This window comes from Actinomyces oricola (assembly GCF_004104015.1).
GTDB lineage: Bacteria > Actinomycetota > Actinomycetes > Actinomycetales > Actinomycetaceae > Actinomyces > Actinomyces oricola.
In genome coordinates, this window is record NZ_RYFV01000010.1 from 37,922 (window position 1) to 55,239 (window position 17,318).

17 protein-coding genes, 1 tRNA gene and 1 pseudogene are annotated in these 17,318 nt (G+C 67.7%); 16 read left to right on the top strand and 3 right to left on the bottom strand.

Translation table 11 applies throughout. The features are described from left to right. Window positions 1-50 precede the first annotated feature (50 nt). From EUC46_RS05620 to EUC46_RS05655, 8 genes are all read left to right on the top strand, one after another. Complete coding sequence (locus EUC46_RS05620) at window positions 51-929, top strand: hypothetical protein (RefSeq protein ID WP_128773213.1); 879 nt, start codon at window positions 51-53, stop codon at window positions 927-929. After that, window positions 926-1,921, top strand: a complete 996-nt coding sequence (locus EUC46_RS05625) for a ParB N-terminal domain-containing protein (RefSeq protein WP_128773214.1) — start codon at window positions 926-928, stop codon at window positions 1,919-1,921. Before EUC46_RS05620 ends, EUC46_RS05625 begins: the two co-directional genes overlap by 4 nt. A 42-nt stretch (window positions 1,922-1,963) precedes the next feature. Then, complete coding sequence (locus EUC46_RS05630) at window positions 1,964-2,656, top strand: flagellar basal body-associated FliL family protein (RefSeq protein WP_128773215.1); 693 nt, start codon at window positions 1,964-1,966, stop codon at window positions 2,654-2,656. A 9-nt stretch (window positions 2,657-2,665) separates the two neighbouring features. Beyond that, window positions 2,666-4,279 carry a M23 family metallopeptidase gene (locus EUC46_RS05635; RefSeq protein ID WP_128773216.1) on the top strand — a complete coding sequence of 538 codons (1,614 nt, stop codon included), beginning with the start codon at window positions 2,666-2,668 and terminating at the stop codon, window positions 4,277-4,279. A 5-nt stretch (window positions 4,280-4,284) separates the two neighbouring features. After that, complete coding sequence (locus EUC46_RS05640) at window positions 4,285-4,551, top strand: DUF6112 family protein (protein WP_128773217.1); 267 nt, start codon at window positions 4,285-4,287, stop codon at window positions 4,549-4,551. A gap of 142 nt (window positions 4,552-4,693) precedes the next feature. Further along, a complete protein-coding gene (locus EUC46_RS05645; protein ID WP_128773218.1) occupies window positions 4,694-5,017 on the top strand; it encodes a DUF6112 family protein in 324 nt (107 codons plus the stop codon). Window positions 5,018-5,049: 32 nt separating this feature from the next. Further along, complete coding sequence (locus tag EUC46_RS05650) at window positions 5,050-6,474, top strand: conjugal transfer protein TrbL (RefSeq protein ID WP_128773219.1); 1,425 nt, start codon at window positions 5,050-5,052, stop codon at window positions 6,472-6,474. A gap of 6 nt (window positions 6,475-6,480) precedes the next feature. Further along, window positions 6,481-7,947, top strand: a complete 1,467-nt coding sequence (locus EUC46_RS05655) for an SCO6880 family protein (protein WP_206645912.1) — start codon at window positions 6,481-6,483, stop codon at window positions 7,945-7,947. 47 nt (window positions 7,948-7,994) lie between these two features. On the opposite strand, the gene EUC46_RS05660 is transcribed toward EUC46_RS05655, so the two are convergent. Next, window positions 7,995-8,261: a hypothetical protein gene (locus tag EUC46_RS05660; RefSeq protein WP_128773221.1), complete on the bottom strand. Its 267-nt coding sequence runs from the start codon at window positions 8,259-8,261 to the stop codon at window positions 7,995-7,997. Window positions 8,262-8,525: 264 nt separating this feature from the next. Between EUC46_RS05660 and EUC46_RS05665 the strand changes: the two genes are divergently transcribed. From EUC46_RS05665 to EUC46_RS13430, 8 genes and pseudogenes are all read left to right on the top strand, one after another. Beyond that, the gene (locus EUC46_RS05665) at window positions 8,526-9,248 is read left to right on the top strand and encodes a hypothetical protein (RefSeq protein ID WP_206645913.1); all 723 of its coding nucleotides are present in this window, start codon (window positions 8,526-8,528) and stop codon (window positions 9,246-9,248) included. Continuing rightward, window positions 9,245-10,729: an ATP-binding protein gene (locus EUC46_RS05670; RefSeq protein ID WP_241655420.1), complete on the top strand. Its 1,485-nt coding sequence runs from the start codon at window positions 9,245-9,247 to the stop codon at window positions 10,727-10,729. Before EUC46_RS05665 ends, EUC46_RS05670 begins: the two co-directional genes overlap by 4 nt. A gap of 41 nt (window positions 10,730-10,770) precedes the next feature. Beyond that, entirely contained in the window at window positions 10,771-11,280 is a 510-nt protein-coding gene (locus EUC46_RS05675) for a hypothetical protein (RefSeq protein ID WP_206645914.1), read from the top strand. A 20-nt stretch (window positions 11,281-11,300) separates the two neighbouring features. After that, the gene (locus EUC46_RS05680; RefSeq protein WP_206645915.1) at window positions 11,301-13,052 is read left to right on the top strand and encodes a type IV secretory system conjugative DNA transfer family protein; all 1,752 of its coding nucleotides are present in this window, start codon (window positions 11,301-11,303) and stop codon (window positions 13,050-13,052) included. Between the two features lie 84 nt (window positions 13,053-13,136). Then, entirely contained in the window at window positions 13,137-13,574 is a 438-nt protein-coding gene (locus EUC46_RS05685) for a single-stranded DNA-binding protein (protein WP_128773224.1), read from the top strand. Continuing rightward, complete coding sequence (locus EUC46_RS05690; protein ID WP_128773225.1) at window positions 13,571-14,149, top strand: hypothetical protein; 579 nt, start codon at window positions 13,571-13,573, stop codon at window positions 14,147-14,149. Before EUC46_RS05685 ends, EUC46_RS05690 begins: the two co-directional genes overlap by 4 nt. Window positions 14,150-14,152: 3 nt before the next feature. Continuing rightward, window positions 14,153-14,359 (top strand): hypothetical protein, encoded by a 207-nt coding sequence (locus EUC46_RS05695; protein ID WP_128773226.1) that lies wholly within the window; start codon window positions 14,153-14,155, stop codon window positions 14,357-14,359. A 178-nt stretch (window positions 14,360-14,537) separates the two neighbouring features. Continuing rightward, a pseudogene (locus EUC46_RS13430) lies at window positions 14,538-15,584 on the top strand (recombinase family protein); the annotation flags it as partial. A 625-nt stretch (window positions 15,585-16,209) separates the two neighbouring features. On the opposite strand, the gene EUC46_RS05705 reads toward EUC46_RS13430, so the two are convergent. Both EUC46_RS05705 and orn read right to left on the bottom strand, forming a co-directional pair. Then, window positions 16,210-16,285: transfer RNA gene (locus EUC46_RS05705), tRNA-His, on the bottom strand. Between the two features lie 148 nt (window positions 16,286-16,433). Then, window positions 16,434-17,081, bottom strand: a complete 648-nt coding sequence (gene orn, locus EUC46_RS05710) for an oligoribonuclease (protein ID WP_277750480.1) — start codon at window positions 17,079-17,081, stop codon at window positions 16,434-16,436. Window positions 17,082-17,318: the final 237 nt, after the last annotated feature.

Genomic DNA, 17,318 nt, shown 5'->3' on the forward strand with positions numbered 1-17,318 from the left:
CGCGTTCGTGGGAGCGGGCGCGCACCTACCTGCCAGGAGGTGCCGACACCATGACCACAACCACCAACCCCCACACCGAGTCCTCGCGTGAGGACTTCACGACCGGCGAGGGCCTGCGGGCTCTGCTGCACCGGCTCCACACAGGTGGTGAGGATGCCTGGGTCAATGATCCAGTCGCGCGCGATCTGATGGAGTTCGCCGCCGAGAAGTACAAGGCGCTGGCGCGCAAGCACCGCCTCGATACCTGGGAGGCGGTCGCGGCGGCGTTCGACGCGATGCAGAACCGCTCCACCCTCGAAGCCCGCGATCCATGGGCGATCATCACCCACGCCGTGCGGATCACCTGCATCTACGAAGAACGCGCCCAAGGCCTCCTCTGCTCCGTGCATCAAGCGCGCCGCTCCCACGTCTCGGCGTTCCACGACCCCGAACGGTTCTCCGACCGCGACACCGCCCTGACCGACTACCACCCCGCCTTCCACGTCACCGACGACCTGCCCAGCGACACCGAGCCCGATCCGCACGATCTGTTGGGCTCGGCGCAAGCCTGCATGTCAGCCACCTCGGCTGCCGAGGACGCGATCGCGCTGCTGTGCCTGCTCAACTGGCCTGCTGATGTTGCGCGGGCGTCGGTCGAGCACGTCTGCGGAGCCCTCACCAAAGCCGGAACCCGCCAGTCCGCCTACGAGGCGCTGCGGCGGGACCGGACCGCCCGCGCGCTCCTCGACCTGCCCCGCCGCACCTGGACCGCGCTGCTGCGGGCGCTGCTCGGGAACCCGCACCCCGCCTACGCAGCCACCAGCGCGGGGCGCGGGGTACTGCTGCGGCTTCTCCTCGGCGAGACCCTGGAACTGCTGCTACGCGACGACGACCTGATCCTCGCCCTCGCCATCGCGGCACCCAGAGCCCGGGGCGGTGAGCAGACATGACCGACCCGCAGACCGGTATCCAGCTCGACCGGGCCGTCGACTCCCTAATCGTCGGCAAGCGCCACCGCACCGACCTCGGCGACATCGAAACCCTCGCCGCGTCCATCGACCGCGATGGCCTGCTTCAGCCGTTGACGATCACCATCGACGGCGTGCTCGTCTGCGGGGCACGACGCTTGGCCGCGATCAAGATGCTCGGCTGGCGCACCGTCAGCGTGTGGGTACGCGGCGGACTATCGGATCGCCTCGGGAAGCTCCTGGCTGAGCAGGACGACAACATGCTCCACAAGCCCTACAACCAGCTCGAAGCGGCCGGCCTGTATCGCGAGATCAAGGAAGTCATGGCCGAAGACGCCGCCCGCCGGAAGTCCGCCACCCAGTTCAGCGCCGAGAACCAGCCCAGAAATGACGGTCCCGGAAAATTTCCGGGACCGTCAGGTGCGCTCGGAGACGCACGCGAACTGGCAGCGGCGATGATCCCCGGGGGCGGGTCTTACAAGACATTGGAGAAGGTTGGCTACATCGAAGAGATCGCCGCCAACCCCGCCCAGCCTGAGGCGCTCCGCTCGGAAGCGGCGGCGGCGTTGGAGCGGATCGAGGCAGGCGACGCGGTGCATCCCCTCTACCTGGCGATCCGCGAATCGGCAGAGGTTGCGCGTGAGGTGCGGGAGGCGACGATGCACGCCCTCGCCGAGGATGCCGTCGCCCGCGCCAACACGATGAAGAAGGGCAAGAAGCCCAAGCCCCGCCTCAGGCCACTCGTGCCCGACGACGCACCACCGGTGCGGTACCCCGTTCGGGCGTTCGTCCAGACCTGGAGCGAACTCGCAGGCTGGTGGACCCACTACGACCTCGACGTGCTCGCCGTCGAACTGACCGATGAACAGTACGAGAACTTCCTCACCGTCGCCGAAGCCACCTCACGCTTCGCCGACGACCTCCGCACCACACGCGAGGCACACGGAGCAAAGCCGATCCTGCGCGCACTCTGAGGTCTCACCGCTCTGCCGGTGGCGGGCGTGCACCTGCCAGGCATGAGCCCTGCACCCACTGATCCCAAGAGTCGACGCCGACTCGTCGTCCTCATCGCCGCTGGCATCGTCCTGCTGCTCCTGGCCGGGGTCGGCGTCTACGGACTCCTCACCGGACCCCGTAACCCGAGCACTGACGATCCGCGCCCCGAGCCGTCGCCGACCGTGACCACGCCCCCGTCGCCAGGGCCGTCAACGCCGCCGCGGCCGCAGGTTCCATCGGTGCCGCGCTCGACCGATCCGGTCGCCTTCGCCGAAGGCGTCGCCACGACCTTGTTCGCCTGGGATACCACGCTGGGGTTGTGGCCGCTGGACTACACCTCGGCGATCCTCGCCGTCGGTGACCCCTCCGGGGACGAGCAAGCGGGCCTGGCCTCCGACATCGCCACCTACCTGCCGAACCGGGACGCCTGGATCAAACTACGCCAGTACGCCACCACCCAGCACCTCGTCATCAACACCTCGTTCGTCCCTGACGCGTGGGCCGACGCGGTCGAGCAGGCGCAGCCCGGGCAGATCGCTCCCGGCACGACCGCGGTCACGATCGAGGGCACCCGCCACCGCTCCGGCGTCTGGAACGGCCAGCCCGTCACCTCCGAGCATCCCGTCTCCTTCACCGTCTTCGTGGTCTGCGCCCCGACGTACCCGACCTGCCACTTGCTGCGGCTGTCCCAGCTCGACAACCCCCTGCGCTGAGGTGCCGCCGTGTTCCGCAAAGCCGCCATCGCAGCCATCGCGCTCATGTTCCTCGCCCCATCCGTCATCCTGCTCGGGATCGGGGCACTGATGAACCCCGCCGCCGCCAACTGCGCCACCACCACAGGCGTGGTCAACGTTGGGCCTGTGCCGGATTCGCTGACCGTGACGACGGCGAACGGTGAGACGTTCACGCTGAACCGGCAGCAGCTCACCCATGCAGCCACGATCATCGCCATCGGCAACAGCACCGACGGCGTGGGCAGGCCGGGGATCAAGGTCGCGCTCATGGCAGCGCTCACCGAGTCCACCCTGCGGATGCTGTCGAACACCGGCACCTACCCCGAGAGCGCGAACTACCCCAACGACGGCGACGGCTCAGACCATGACTCCCTGGGTCTGTTCCAGATGCGGCCGCAGTCGGGTTGGGGCACTGTCGCCGAGCTCATGGACCCGACCTATCAGGCGCGGGCGTTCTTCGGCGGGCCGACCGGCCCGAACTATCCGTCGCCGCGTGGTCTGCTCGACATTCCCGGCTGGCAGCAGATGGACCCCGGCGAAGCTGCCCAAGCCGTCGAGGTCTCTGCCTATCCGGACCGCTACCGCAACTACTCGCCGGTGGCCGACGCCATCCTCGCCGCCCTCACCACCAGCGGCACGGGTGCGATGCCCGCAGGTGGTCCGGTGGTGTCCTCGTCGCGGGTGGTGTTCCCGCTTCCCGAGGGGACCTGGGTGGCGACCTCGCCGTTCGGGATGCGCGTGCACCCGATCACCGGCGAGTACAAGCTGCACACCGGCGCGGACTTCGGAGCCGCCGATGGAACCTCGATCCTCGCCGCCGCCGACGGAACCGTGGCTGTCGCCGAGTTCACTGGCGGCTACGGCGGACTCATCGTCATCGAGCACACCATCGACGGCCACAAGATCGCAACCGCGTACGCCCACATGTGGCAGCACGGCATCCACGTAAAGAACGGCGACCAGGTACGGGCAGGGCAGCACATCGGCGACGTTGGGAGCTCGGGCTACTCGACCGGCGCGCACCTGCACTTCGAGGCCCGCCAAGGCGGCACCAACGGCGACTTCATTGACCCCGCCGCCTGGCTCAACCAGCACGGAGCCGCAAACCTCCCCGAAGCCACCGTTGGATCGCCAGCCGCGTGCCGTACGGCGGGCACCGCGGGACCGCCCACCGGCGTCGATGGTGACCCCGACCGGCTCGTCGACGATCCCACCACCGGTGGGAAGATCACCGCCCGGCTGCTGCACCTCTACCAGCAGACCCTCGCGGCGTTCCCTGACACCGGCTGGGGCTGCTACTCACCCCGCCCCGGCACCAAGTCCGAGCACCCGCTCGGGCGGGCGTGCGACATCACCTTCGGCAACCGGATCGGCCAGCGACCCAGCCCCGCCCAGCTCGACGCCGGATGGGCCGTGACGAACTGGATGAAAGACAACGCCGCGATCCTCGGCGTCGAATACCTCATCTGGCAAGGCCAAATCTGGTCCGTCAGTCGCGATGCCGACGGCTGGAGACCCTACAACGGCGGCGGCATGCACGACCCGAATGACGTGACCGGAGGCCACTGGGACCACCTCCACGTCACCGTGAAAGCAGGGTGACCACGATGGGCGTCTTTCCCGACTTCGACAGCCTCGGCGGCATAGGAGACCTCCGAGCCGTCGTCGGCGCACTCCTCACGTTCGTGCTCATCATCGCCGTGCTCATGCTGATCGTCTCAGCGATCGTGTGGGCCATCGCATCCGCCCACGGCAACTACTCCACCGCAAGCAAAGGCCGCGTCGGAGTCCTCGTCTCGGTCGGTGCTGCTGCCCTCGCCGGAGCGGGAGTGGCGTGGATGAACTGGCTCATCAACCTCGGCCAACAACTCTGATTCGCCGTCTCGACGATGCCCGCGCCCGCCATGGCGTGGGCATCGCTATCTCTCGGTTCGGGTGTTCCAGCGCACCTGTGGCGTGTACCCCGTCTGTGCATCCGCGCTGGCGGGCCGACCGCCCGCGTCAAGGAGACCTACCGTGTTCGATCTGCTCACCACTACCGTTCTGCCCGCCGTCGGCCTGGTGCCGATGGACATCAACATCGACCCCAACACCAACGGGCTGCCGGGGATCAACCAGCTGCGCACCATCGTCGGCGCGGTGATGACCATCGGCCTGATCCTCTCCGTCCTCGCGCTGATCGTCTCGGCGATCGTGTGGGGCTTCGGCGCGAACTCCAGCAACCCGCATCTCGCGTCGCGGGGGAAGATCGGCGTCCTCGTCTCCTGCGGTGCGGCGGTGATCTGCGGCGCGAGCGTGACGCTCATCAACTTCTTCTGGAACGTCGGCCAGCAAGTCTGACCCGCACCGTCGAGAGGGCTTGGTGGTTCGTAATGAGCGTCTGCGACATCCCCGTGATCTCATCGGTCTGCGATGCCGTCGGCGAAGGGGCCGCCACGCTGGTCGCGGCCCCGTTCGACTGGCTCGCCCAAGCGATGGGAGCTGCCGCGGGCTGGTTGTTCGAGGCGGTCTGGTCGGTGTTCGACACCACCACCCTCGTCGATGTCACACGGCCCGGCTACGTCAGCGTCTACAACCTGCTGTTCGGTGTCGCGGTGTTCGTGATGCTGATCTTCTTCTGCCTCCAACTCATCACCGGCCTGATCCGCCGCGACCCCACCGCCCTGACCTGCGCCGCCCTCGGCCTCGCCAAGTCCGTGCTCGGGTCGTTCGTCGTCATCACCTTGACCGCTCTCCTCTTGGAGGTGGTGGATCAGCTGTGTATCGGGATCGTCCAAGCCGCCGGGGAGACCACCGAGTCGATGGGCGACAAGATCGCTCTGCTCGCGACCGGCCTGGTCGGGATCAATATCGCTGCCCCCGGTGTCGGGGCGATCATCACGATCTTCATGGCCGGCCTCGCGATCACCGCCGCCGCCATCGTCTGGCTCTCGCTTCTCGTGCGGAAGGCGCTGCTGCTGGTCGCGATCGTGTTCGCCCCGCTCGCGTTCTCTGGTGCGTCGTGGGATGCCTCGCGGGGGTGGATTGGGAAGTGGGCGATGTTCGTCGTCGCGCTGATCTGCTCCAAGCTTGTGCTCGTCGTGATGTTCCTGGTCGCTATTACCCAGGTCTCGGCACCCATCGACGCTGACCTCGCGTCGATCAGCGACCCCATCGCCGGGATCGTGCTGATGGCGATGGCCGCGTTCGCCCCGTACCTGACGTACAAGTTCATCGCGTTCGTCGGGTTCGACATGTACCACGCAATCGGCTCCGAGCAAGACGCCAAGCACGCCCTCAACAGGCCCGTCCCCGTCCCCGGACGCGGCGCGGGCGGAGCGGAGCCGAAGACGGTGCTCGACGGTGCAAGCAACACCGGGGGTTCCGGTGGTGGCGCTGGCCGAGAGGGCGGCAGGAGCGCGCCGCCCGCGCCGAGACCCACGCCCGCATCCTCGGCCGGAAGCAGGGCGGTTGCGTCGGGTGGAGGTGCGGCCGCATCCGGTGGCGGCGCAGCCGCAGGCGGTAGTGCTGCGGCTGCTGGACCTGCCGCTGCCGTGGTCGTCGGGGCGCAGGTCGCCAAGGGAGCCGCCACTGCCGGACCGAAAGCAGGGACCGCGCTCGGCGCCCAGGGCGAGCGTGCCGCGGATGCCGCCGCCCAGACCCCGCCGCCACCGCCTACCGCTCAGACCCCAGCTGCGCCTGCACAGGTCGCGCCGCCGTCGTCGAGCACGGCACCGCCCGCGCCGAGGAGCGAGCCCACACCGCCGCCACGGGCACCGAAACCCGCACCGCCTGCGCCACGAGCGCCGAAGGAGTAGTAGATCGTGTCCACGAACCAGAACCCTCGCAGCACGGGCGATCTCGTGCCGGTGAAGTTCTCCCGCCTCACCCGCCGCGGCATCCTCCTCGGCCTCTCCCTAACCCAGCTCATCACCCTCGCCATCGGCGGAGCCACCCTGATCGTCGCGTTTTACGCCGGAGGCGGGATGCTGCTCGCCTACACCGCACCTGTCTGGGTGCTCTCGGCCGCGCTGACCTGGATACCCATTGCAGGCCGACCCATCGTCGAATGGCTGCCGGTGACGTGCTGGTGGCTATGGCGCACCACCGGCGGGCAACTGCTCTACCGGCGCAGAATCGTTGTCCCGCGTCCTGTCGGGACCCTCGCGTTGCCCGGCGACATGGCACGACTGCGGGAGTTCGACGACCCCGACACCGGTGCCGGGATGATCCACGACCCCCACGCCGCCACGTTGACCGTGGTGTGCGAAGTCACCCATCCCGCGTTCGTGCTCCTCGACCCCGGTGAACAGGAACGCCGCGTCACCTCCTGGGGCCGCGTCCTCGCCACCGTGTGCCGATCCGGCCGCGTCGCCACGCTTCAGGTGTTGGAGCGGACTCTGCCGGACTCCGGTACCGGGCTTGCCGAGTGGTGGGCCGCCCACGGCACCCCCGACGGGTCATGGGCCGCTGACACCTACGCCGAGCTGATCGAACGCGCCGGACCCGCAGGCGAACGCCACGCCACCACGCTGTCTCTCTCCTTGGATATGAAGGCGGCGGCACGGCAGATCAGAACGGCCGGCGGCGGCATCCGAGGTGCGGCGAACGTGCTGCGTCAGGAGATGAACACGCTCGTCGCCGCGCTCCGCTCCGCCGACCTCGCACCCTCGGGCTGGCTCACCCCAGGACAGATCGCGGTCATGCTGCGCTCGGCCTACGACCCCGCCATCGCCGCCACGCTGGAACGCCATGGCCAGCTCGGCCAGTCGCTGGCCACAGCGGGACCGGTTGCGGTCACCGAAACCTGGGGACGGTTGCGCACCGACTCCGCCCACCACGCGGTGCTGTGGGTAAGCGAATGGCCCCGGTCGCTGGTGTATCCGGGGTTCTTGTCGCCAGTGCTGCTGTCCACCGGTATCCAGCGGTCGTTCTCGCTGATCTGCACCCCGATGCGCTCTGACCAAGCCGCCCGGGATATCCGCAAGAAGAAGGTCGAGCACATCTCCGACCAAGCCCAACGGGCGAGGATCGGCCAGATCGAGGACGCCTCGCAAACAGCCGAGTACCACGACGTTCTCCAACAAGAAGCCGACCTCACCGCCGGCCACGGCATCCTCCGCTACACCGGCCTGATCGCCGTCTCAGCACCGAACGCCGAGGAACTCGACGCCGGCGTCGCCGCGATCGAGCAAGCCGCGATCCAAGCGTCGTGCGAAACCCGCCTCCTCGTTGGACAGCAGGCCGCCGCGTTCACGGCTGCTGCGTTGCCGCTATGTCGCAAGGTGTAGATCCGCCCCGGAACCAGTGCTCGCAGGAAGGCGAGTACTCGCAGCTGTCAGTCGCCGTAGGTCTTCCGCCAGTAGTCCGCCAAGTTCCGCTCAATCTTGGACTTGATGGCATACAACTCGGTTCGCATGACCTTCTCATCCGCCGAGAGGTTCTTGCCCGCGTCGACCTTCGCTTCGATTCGGTCGAGCACATCACTGAGAGCCTCCAAACTGATGCTCGCGGCTGCGTCGTATCCTTCAAGAACAGTGCTTAGGTGCCGGTTCCGCCGTCCGGTCTCAATCGCGTCGATCATCGACTCGCCCCAGCTCGTCATCTGGCACCTCCCTGTAGTCCTTCGCACCATCATCTCATTGCGCTTGTTGGGTGCAGTTTTCTGTAGTCGTGCTGCGAGGCGGCGTCAACCCGCTTTTGCAAGGCCACGAACCGGCGCGGGCCGGAGTGCGCACCTCCTTGGCACGAGATGCTCAGGAGGTCACTCATGCCCACGTTCTTTGACTCGACTGCCGACGCTGCGGAGGCGTCCGAGGCGCTGCGGGGTCTCGCTCATGCGAGCCGCACGTTCGACCAGCCTGCTTAGATGTATGGGGTGATCGGTGACCTGTCTTCGGGGATGCGGTCGCTGCGCCAGGTGTTGGAACAGCTCGCCGACGTGCACGAGCGGAAGGCCGCGCACGCGTTCAACGACGACGGCGACCACGCAGCCGGAGTCCGGGACGCTCTCACCACGGCCGAGGAGCTGCGCCGGTCGGCGCGTGTGGTGGATCAGGCCTACGACCGACTCGCGGAAGGTTTCGTTGCGGCGGGGCGGATCGCCTGGCACCCCGAACCCGCCGTCGAAGAGACCGTGCCGTCGCGGTGGATCAACGTGGTGTTCCTTCAAGGCGACGAGGCCGACCGTCCGTTGCGCATCCTCGGCGAGCTGGGGCATGTCGATGCGGTGGACTACCTCGCGCAGTGGGACTACGGCGAGGAGACAACGCAGGCGTTGGAGAACGGGTACGTCTACGACGAGCCCGGCGAGGGCACCAACGATCGGGTAATGATGTCCGGCGACTACGCCCTGGTCGTCAACCCGCACGTCGGGTACGTGTCCCTGTTGCGCCGTCACCCCGAACCCGACGCGAGCGTCGAAGCGATCGATGAGCCGTCGCCGACACGGGACGGGTCGGAGCTGCTGGTCTCGTACTCCTCGCCGGGTGCTCCGAAGCGACGTGACGTGCCGTCGCCGAAGCAGGGGCGGTCGTGGTTCGAGCCCGCCAAGATCACCGCGGTCCGGGAGTCGCGAGGGCTGGGATTGTGAACCAGGATCGCGAGCGGTTGCACACGGCCGTGCTGGTCGCGCCGTCGAAGGAACGCCGCAAGCTTCGCAAACAGCGCCGCCGCGCCGAAGCACGCCTCCACGCCGAGCAACGCAAGACCGAACTCGCCACCGCGAAAGCACGGGCCGAGGCGGAGCGGGCGGAGCGACGCGCCACGATCTACTTGCCAAAGAGCGGCGAGGCGCGTGCGGCGCAGCTCAGGACGCCGGGTCGGTTCCGGCTCCCGCGTCACCAGGACACCTCCGCGACCTTGGCGGGGGCGTATCCGTTCGTCGCCGAAGGCGGCCTCGGCGCGGATGGGGTGTTCGTCGGGCAAGACCTCTACTCCGGGGGCTCGTTCGTCTACGACCCGTGGGTGCTGTACGCGCGCGGCATCATCACCGCCCCGAACGTGGTGCTGGCCGGGATCGTCGGCTCCGGCAAGTCCGCTCTTGCGAAGTCCCTCTACACAAGGTCGTTGCCGTTCGGGCGGCGCGTGTATGTACCCGGTGATCCGAAGGGTGAGCACACCGCTGTCGCCAACGCTGTCGGTGGCCGGGCCATCGTCCTGGGCCATGGACTCAACACCCGACTGAACCCTCTCGACGAGGGTCATCGCCCGTCCGGGTTGTCGGATGAGCAGTGGGCCTCCACCGTCGCCGCACGACGCCGCGACCTGATCGGCGCGCTCGCTGAGACGGTGCTGGCGCGGGGGTTGTCGCCGTTGGAGCACACCGCGATCGACTTGGCGTTGACGCAGACGGTGCGGGAGAACGAGGTGCCGATCCTGCCGATGGTCGTTGACCGCATCCTCAACCCCAGCACCGACACCGACGGACGCCTCGCAGAAGACGGCCGGCTCGTCGGCCACGCACTGCGGCGTCTCGTCGCAGGCGACCTCGCGGGACTGTTCGATGGCCCCTCGACGGTGACGTTCGACCCCAGCCTGCCGATGATCTCCCTCGACCTGTCACGGGTGACGGAGAACTCGACGCTCATCAGCGTGTTGATGACGTGCTCGTCGGCGTGGATGGAATCGGCCCTGCTGGACCCGAATGGTGGGCAGCGGTGGGTGATCTACGACGAGGCCTGGCGGCTCATGTCCCACCCCGCGCTGCTGCGACGGATGGACGCGCACTGGCGACTGGCCCGGCATTACGGGATCGCGAACATGCTGATCTTTCACAAGCTCACCGACCTCGACAACGTCGGCGACCAAGGCTCCGCCATGCGCTCACTCGCCAACTCGTTGCTGGCGAATGCGGAGACGCGGATCGTGTACCGGCAGGAATCCGACCAGCTCGGACCCACCGCCCAAGCACTCGGCCTGACCGGCACCGAGCAGCAACTCTTGCCGAACCTCGGCGTCGGCCAAGGCTTGTGGCGGATAAAGGCCAGGAGCTTCGTGACCCAGCACCAGCTCCACCCCGCCGAGCTCGCGCTGTTCGATACCAGCTCTCGCGCGGCTGGGGGTCACCGATGAACCTCTCACGCCCACACCACTCCGGCGACCGGGAACCTGAGGTGCCTGTCGATCTGCCGCATGTGGTCGTCACCGTCGCCGCGGACGGCACTCTCACCGCAGCCGTCGACGGCTACGCCCACCCGCAACCTGCTTCAGGGGTGTGGACTCGGGCGACGTTCGGACCGCTGATGGACGAGATCACGAAGGACCGCACCGTCTCGGTCAGGGTCGAGGTCCGCGAGTGCGACGGCGGCGTGTTCACCGACATCATCCACGCCCGCAAACCAACCCCGCCCGCACGAGCGGCCGAGCAGGCACCGGTGCCGGGCACGCGGCGCGGTCGCCGAGCCGCCGCACCGCGAGCAGCGCGGCTCATGGAGGTTGAGGGCGAGGGTTTCGTGCCGGGTGAGGATGTCGCCGTCGCGGTCATCGTGAGCCACACCGACGCCGCCGGAACCGGCACCGCTCGGGCGCTGGTCGATCTCGACGACCTCACGCCCGACGCGACGGGCGAGGTAATCCTGTTCGGGCGCATCTCGGGCATGACCGCGATTCGGCGGCTGCAATGAACCCGAGACAGGGCGGGAGCATGGGTGACGAACTCACCAACGCCGCCCTCATCGCGCTGATCGGAGCCTTCGGCCTCGCGCTCATCCTGCGCGGTGCCGGATCGGTCGCCGCGTTCCTCTCCGGCACACCCCAACCAATCGCGGGACCGGCGTCGGGGCTTGGCGTGTTGTTCAACCCCGCTGACCCCGCTGGGGCGCTCGGCGCGGAAGGTCTCAGCCCGGTCGTCTACTGGATCGTCACGACCCTGTTGCTCGCTGCGCTCGTCGTCGGGGCTGCGTGGGTGTGGATGCTGCTGCGCCGCCACAGCCGGAAGATCGGGACCGACCCGCACCGCCTCGCCGGGATCGCTACCACGCACGAGGTCAAGACCACGGCATCCGCGAAGGCACTCCTGCGCCGCGCTGGAACGCTCCGCCCGACCTTGACCACGCCGACCCCGGCAGATGTCGGCTACCTGCTCGGTTCGAGCCGTGGCACGGGGGTGTGGGCGTCGGTGGAGGACTCGATCCTGCTGATCGGCCCGCCCCGCTCGGGCAAGACCTTGCATGTCGTCGTCAACGCGATCCTCGACGCACCCGGCGCGGTCGTCACCACCTCAACCAGACCGGAGAACCTCACCGCCACGCTACGCGCTCGTCGTCGCACGGGTGGGCCGGTCGCGGTGTTCGACCCGCAACACCTGGCTGAGGGCATCCCCGCCGGGCTGCGCTGGTCGCCCGTGCGCGGGTGCGAGGACCCGCTCACCGCGATGATCCGCGCCAACGGACTCGCCGCCGCCACCGGCCTCTCCTCGGGAGGTGTCGAGTCCGGCGGGTTCTGGGAAGGCAAAACCCGCACCGCGCTCCAAGCACTGCTCCACGCCGCCGCCCTCGACGGCAGACCACCCGCTGAGCTGTTCCGGTGGACCCTCGACCCCAGCGCCGCCGCCGAAGCCGTCGCCATCCTGAACTCCAGCCCGAGCGCCGCGATGGGGTGGGGCGACTCCCTCGGCGCGATGATCGACGCCGACCCCAAGACCCGCGACAGCATCTGGCAAGGCGTCTCCCTCGCCCTCGCAGCCCTCGCCGACCCCCGCGTACTCGATGCCGTCACACCCGGCCCGCATGAACAGTTCGACCCCGAAACCTTCCTCACCCAACGAGGCACCCTCTACCTGCTCGCCACCGGAGCCGGGGCCGGCGCATCCGCAGCGCTTGTCGCGGCGTTCATGGAAGACCTCATCGAAACCGCCCGCCGCCTCGCCGCCTGCTCACCCGGAGCCCGACTCGACCCGCCGTTACTGCTGGCGCTCGACGAGATCGGCAACCTCGCACCCCTACCGTCGTTGCCGATGCTGATGGCCGAAGGCGGCGGCACCGGGATCACGACCATGCCCGTCTTGCAGTCCCTCGCCCAAGCCCGAGACCGGTGGAGCGAGAACCAGGCCAGCGCGATCTGGGACGCCAGCATCGTCAAGATCATCCTCGGCGGCGCATCCAGCAGCCGCGACCTCCAAGACCTCTCCACCCTGATCGGCGAACGCGACGAATACACAGACTCGGTGACCCTCGGCGACCGCGGCACCCGCTCGAACCAGCGCTCTGTGCGGCGGGTTCCAATCCTGCCGCCCGACCGCATCCGCACCCTGCCCTTCGGCACCGGGATCACACTGCTGCGCTCCGCACCACCCATCGTCACCGACCTACGAGCCTGGCCCAGCCGCCCCGACGCTGCCCAGCTCCGCAGCGACCGCACCGAACTCGAAGCCCTCCTGCGCCGCCCCGCACCCTGACGCCACGGTCTGGGCGCCGGAAGCGCACCTGCCTGATACAGCGGCCACAACGAGCTGGCCGCCTGAGATCAGGAGGAAAGGCTCATGGCCATTCGCACTCATCAGTCCATTTCAGGCTTCGTCGCCTCGGAGCCGCAGCTGAGCTACACCGAACGCGGGGATGCGCGGCTCTACATGAAGGTCGGCATCGAGCACTACCGCAAGGAGCCCGACAACACCTTTACGCAGTTGGAGACCACCTTCCACGACCTCATCGCATATCGCGGGGCCGCCGAGCAGGGGGCCGAGCGGATCGCCAAGGGCGACAACATCATCGCCGACGGCCGTGTGAGGGAGTACTCCTACGAGCGCAACGGACAGCGCTACGAAGGTGAAGAGTTCATCGCAACTCGCATCGGCCACGACCTGGCGCGCACGCGCTACGAGGTAGATCGAACCGAGCGCAGCTCTGGCCGAGATGGCGCAGCATTCGCCGCGCCACAGCGTCCCGCACCGTCGAACGCCGCGACCATCGGAATGTGAGCGGCGAAGCCATGACTGACTCGTTCGGCCCCGAACACGATGACCTGCCGCCTGAGGCAGAACCGCGGTCGCCTCGGTTCGATACTCCTGAGCCGCCGCACCCGGTCAACTGGAATCTGCTCACGGCCAATGATCTCGAAGCGGAGCTGCTCGAACTCAACCGCTGGGTGGATTGGCTTCGCCACACCTACGGCCTTCCGGCCAGTGTCGTGCCGCCGTACTGGCATCGGCACCCCGAACTCCTCTGGGAGCTGTCCGCCCTGCACCTGCACTGGTTGTCCGCCTACGACCCCGAGCAGGACGGCTCAGCACCCCTCGGGTGGCACCGCGACTTCGCAGACGCACGCGCCCGACTTCGAGACTGGGTCGCGGCGTGCGGCACACGCCTCGACAGGGACCGCCCAACCCGCCAGACGAGCTGGCCCGGCGAAGACCCTGCTGCGCCCGTCGAGGACTCACCCATCACGGATCGCGACGAAGACTTCGTACGGTTCGTTCTCGATCAGGTCGTAGCGCGCCAGGAGGCCGAAGACGCCTTCTTCGCGGCCTTCGACCCGGACACCGGCGAGGTGTAAGTCATGGCGCGGCGGTACACGCGAAAGACGGGCCAGCGCCAGCAGAGCGAGCGCGAGCTGACGATCCGCGCCGACTTCCACGAACCGCCCGACCTCGACAAGCTGAGCGAGCTGCTCATCCGTATCGCGCTCCAGCGGTCGGGGTCGTGGCACTCGGGCGGATCGACCACACCGAAGCGTCCCCGTGCCTCGGTGGAGCCTTCGTCGTAGAATGTATGTATCCGTCGCGGATGGCGGATGTTGTGGTCCTAGTGCTTCGTCCTTGCGGCGAGGCAAAGCGAACGTGGCCGACTCGGCCTAGTCCTACAGCCTTCGGGCTCTTCTCACGATCAACATCCGCCGTCACATCAGTCCGCGTCGGCAGGACCAGTGACTGTGGAGAAGAGCCATGACGACCACCAACGCGAGCCGCGCCGCGATAGACAGCCTCGTTGCCCCGACCCCCTTCGTTGGGGCGATCGCCGTGTCGTACCTGCGAGTCTCAACGAAGGAGCAGGCGGAGAAGGGCGGCAACGCTGAGGGCTTCTCGATTCCGGCCCAGCGGGAGGCGAACCAGCGCAAGGCCGACCAGCTCGGCGCGACCATTGTCGAGGAGTTCGTCGACGCGGGCGAATCCGCTCGCAAGGCCGACCGGCCAGAGCTGATGCGGATGATTCAGTACGTCACGAAGTACAAGACGAACTACTGCATTGTCCACAAGGTTGACCGGCTGGCTCGCAACCGCGCCGACGACGTGACCATCCACCTGGCACTCAAGGACGCCGGGGTGACGCTGGTGTCGGCGACCGAAAACATCGACGAGACGCCCTCGGGGATGCTGCTGCACGGCATCATGTCGTCGATCGCCGAGTTCTACTCGCGCAACCTGGCCACCGAGGTCGTCAAAGGCCTGTCCCAGAAGGCCGCCCAGGGCGGGACTGTGTCGAAGGCACCCATCGGCTACCGCAACATTGGGGTGCGCGACGAGTTCGGTCGCGAGGTTCGCACCGTCGAACTGGACGAGGAGCGGGCACCGCTGGTTCGGTGGGCCTTCCAGCGGTTCGCGTCAGGCGACTGGACGACGAGCCAACTCCACCACGAGCTGGTGGCACGCGGCCTGACGACCGCACCTTCGCCGCGCCGTCCTTCTCGGCCAATCGGCAAGTCGTCGGTGCATCGGATGCTCACGAACCCGTACTACAAGGGCTGCGTCCGCTATCAAGGGGTCACCTTCGCCGGAGCACACGAAGCACTCGTCCCGAACGAGGTGTGGGATCAAGTGCAGACCGTGCTCGGCACTCACCGATCAGCGGCGGACGCGACGCAGGTACACGAGCACTACCTCAAAGGAACGGTGTTCTGCGGGCAGTGCGGCTCCCGACTGATCGTCTGCAACGCGAAGAGCAGCCAGGGCACGATCTATCCGTACTTCGTCTGCGGCAGCAGGCACGGCGGCAGAGGCGACTGCACCCGCCAAGCGATGCTCATCGAGCACGTCGAGCGGCTCGTCGAGCAGTTCTACGATCACGTCCAGATCAGCGCGGAGACCAAGCTCGCGCTCTCGTCCATGCTGCACGCACGGTTCGACGAGATGATGTCCGAGGGTGCCGCGGAACTCGCGGCCCTCGCCACGCGTCGGACCCAGCTCGAAGACGAGCAGGAAAAGCTGCTCCGTGCTCACTACGCGGGAGCGGTCCCGTTGGAGCTGCTCAAGCGGGAGCAGGATCGGATCACGGCATCGCTGGAGACGATCCAGAACCGGATCGACGCCCACCACGGCGAGTACGCCTTCGCCCGCGCGAACCTCGATGACTCGCTGACCCTGCTGTCGAACGCGGCCGACATCTACAAGACAGCCGACGACGCGAACCGCCGGCTGTGCGACCAGGCGCTGTTCAAGGCGATCTACGTCGATGAGGACAACGACGTTCGGGTCGGCTACAAGACGCCGTACGACGGGCTGAGCATCGAAGGCTTGCAGGCCGACGCCCTTACCTGGGCCGCCGAGGCAAGAAAGCTGGGCCAGGCCCGAACCTCGACCAAGGGCGGTCCCTTGGTCGAAAGTTCAAACCTGACCCATTTGGGGTGGCTGACGGGGATTGAACCCGCGACCTCTTGGACCACAACCAAGCGCTCTGCCGACTGAGCTACAGCCACCATGTGCGAGATGATCGCAACGAGTCGGTACTTTATCGGCTCGTGTGCGCGGGCACCAATCCACGCCCCGTGCACTCGGTCACGTCTCCGGCTGCTGCTGGTGCGGTGCGACCGACCCGCCTCGCCGGCCCCTGCGCTCCCGGCCCGTTCAGGCTTGAGCGGGGCGCCCAGTGGGGGAGGCCGCCACCACAGCAGCAGCTTCCTTGCACTCCAGTGAGCTTGGCCCCTCCCCGGCGGGGAAGAGCACCGAGCGGTAGTAGCGCAACTCGTCAATGGACTCCAGGATGTCTGCCAGGGCCCGGTGGCCCCCCTGCTTCTTAGGGGCGTGGAAGAAGGTGCGCGGATACCAATGCTTGGCCAACTCCTTGATTGAGGACACGTCCACCACCCGGTAGTGGAGGTAGTCGACCAGCTCGGGCATGTCCCGGGCCAGGAAGGCCTTGTCGGTGCCCACGGAGTTCCCAGCCAGCTGTGCGGTGTGCGCCTCAGGCACCAGCGAGGTCACGTACTCCATAACAGTCGCCTGAGCCTTCTCCATGGACAAACCAGCCTGGAGGTCGGCGAGCAGCCCGGAGGAGGTGTGCATCTGCCGCACGAAGTCGCTCATGCGCTCCAGGGCTTCGGCGGGGGGCTTAATGAGCAGGTCAATGCCCTCGGCCAGGGGCTTGAGCTCGTAGTCGGTGATGACGATGGCGACCTCAATCAGTGCGTCAGCCCTCAGATCCAGGCCAGTCATCTCACAATCGATCCACACCAGAGGGTCAGTGGTTGTTATCTGTCTGCTCACGGTCGTCACTGTAGTGCCCGAGCAGTCTCTCCGCCGTGAGCCCGACAGGTACCAGGCGCCTGGAGGACTAACGGCGGAGGTGAGGGTTTCCGCCACGGGGTCGGCGAGTCTAGGACGGTAAGGTGGAGGCGCATGGCTTGAGGGGCCGTTCTTGCCGCGGGGCCGGCGGGAACGGGGCAAAGTGCGCAAAGTGCGGCGACCGATTGGCGCTAGAGCTCCCGTGCGTCGTCTACGATCACAGGCAGC

Coding starts and splice junctions, on each gene's coding strand:
- EUC46_RS05620 (WP_128773213.1), top strand. CDS start 51: ATGACCACAACCACCAACCCCCACACCGAGTCCTCGCGTGAGGACTTC.
- EUC46_RS05625 (WP_128773214.1), top strand. CDS start 926: ATGACCGACCCGCAGACCGGTATCCAGCTCGACCGGGCCGTCGACTCC.
- EUC46_RS05630 (WP_128773215.1), top strand. CDS start 1,964: ATGAGCCCTGCACCCACTGATCCCAAGAGTCGACGCCGACTCGTCGTC.
- EUC46_RS05640 (WP_128773217.1), top strand. CDS start 4,285: ATGGGCGTCTTTCCCGACTTCGACAGCCTCGGCGGCATAGGAGACCTC.
- EUC46_RS05650 (WP_128773219.1), top strand. CDS start 5,050: ATGAGCGTCTGCGACATCCCCGTGATCTCATCGGTCTGCGATGCCGTC.
- EUC46_RS05660 (WP_128773221.1), bottom strand. CDS start 8,261: ATGACGAGCTGGGGCGAGTCGATGATCGACGCGATTGAGACCGGACGG.
- EUC46_RS05665 (WP_206645913.1), top strand. CDS start 8,526: ATGTATGGGGTGATCGGTGACCTGTCTTCGGGGATGCGGTCGCTGCGC.
- EUC46_RS05680 (WP_206645915.1), top strand. CDS start 11,301: ATGGGTGACGAACTCACCAACGCCGCCCTCATCGCGCTGATCGGAGCC.
- EUC46_RS05685 (WP_128773224.1), top strand. CDS start 13,137: ATGGCCATTCGCACTCATCAGTCCATTTCAGGCTTCGTCGCCTCGGAG.
- EUC46_RS05695 (WP_128773226.1), top strand. CDS start 14,153: ATGGCGCGGCGGTACACGCGAAAGACGGGCCAGCGCCAGCAGAGCGAG.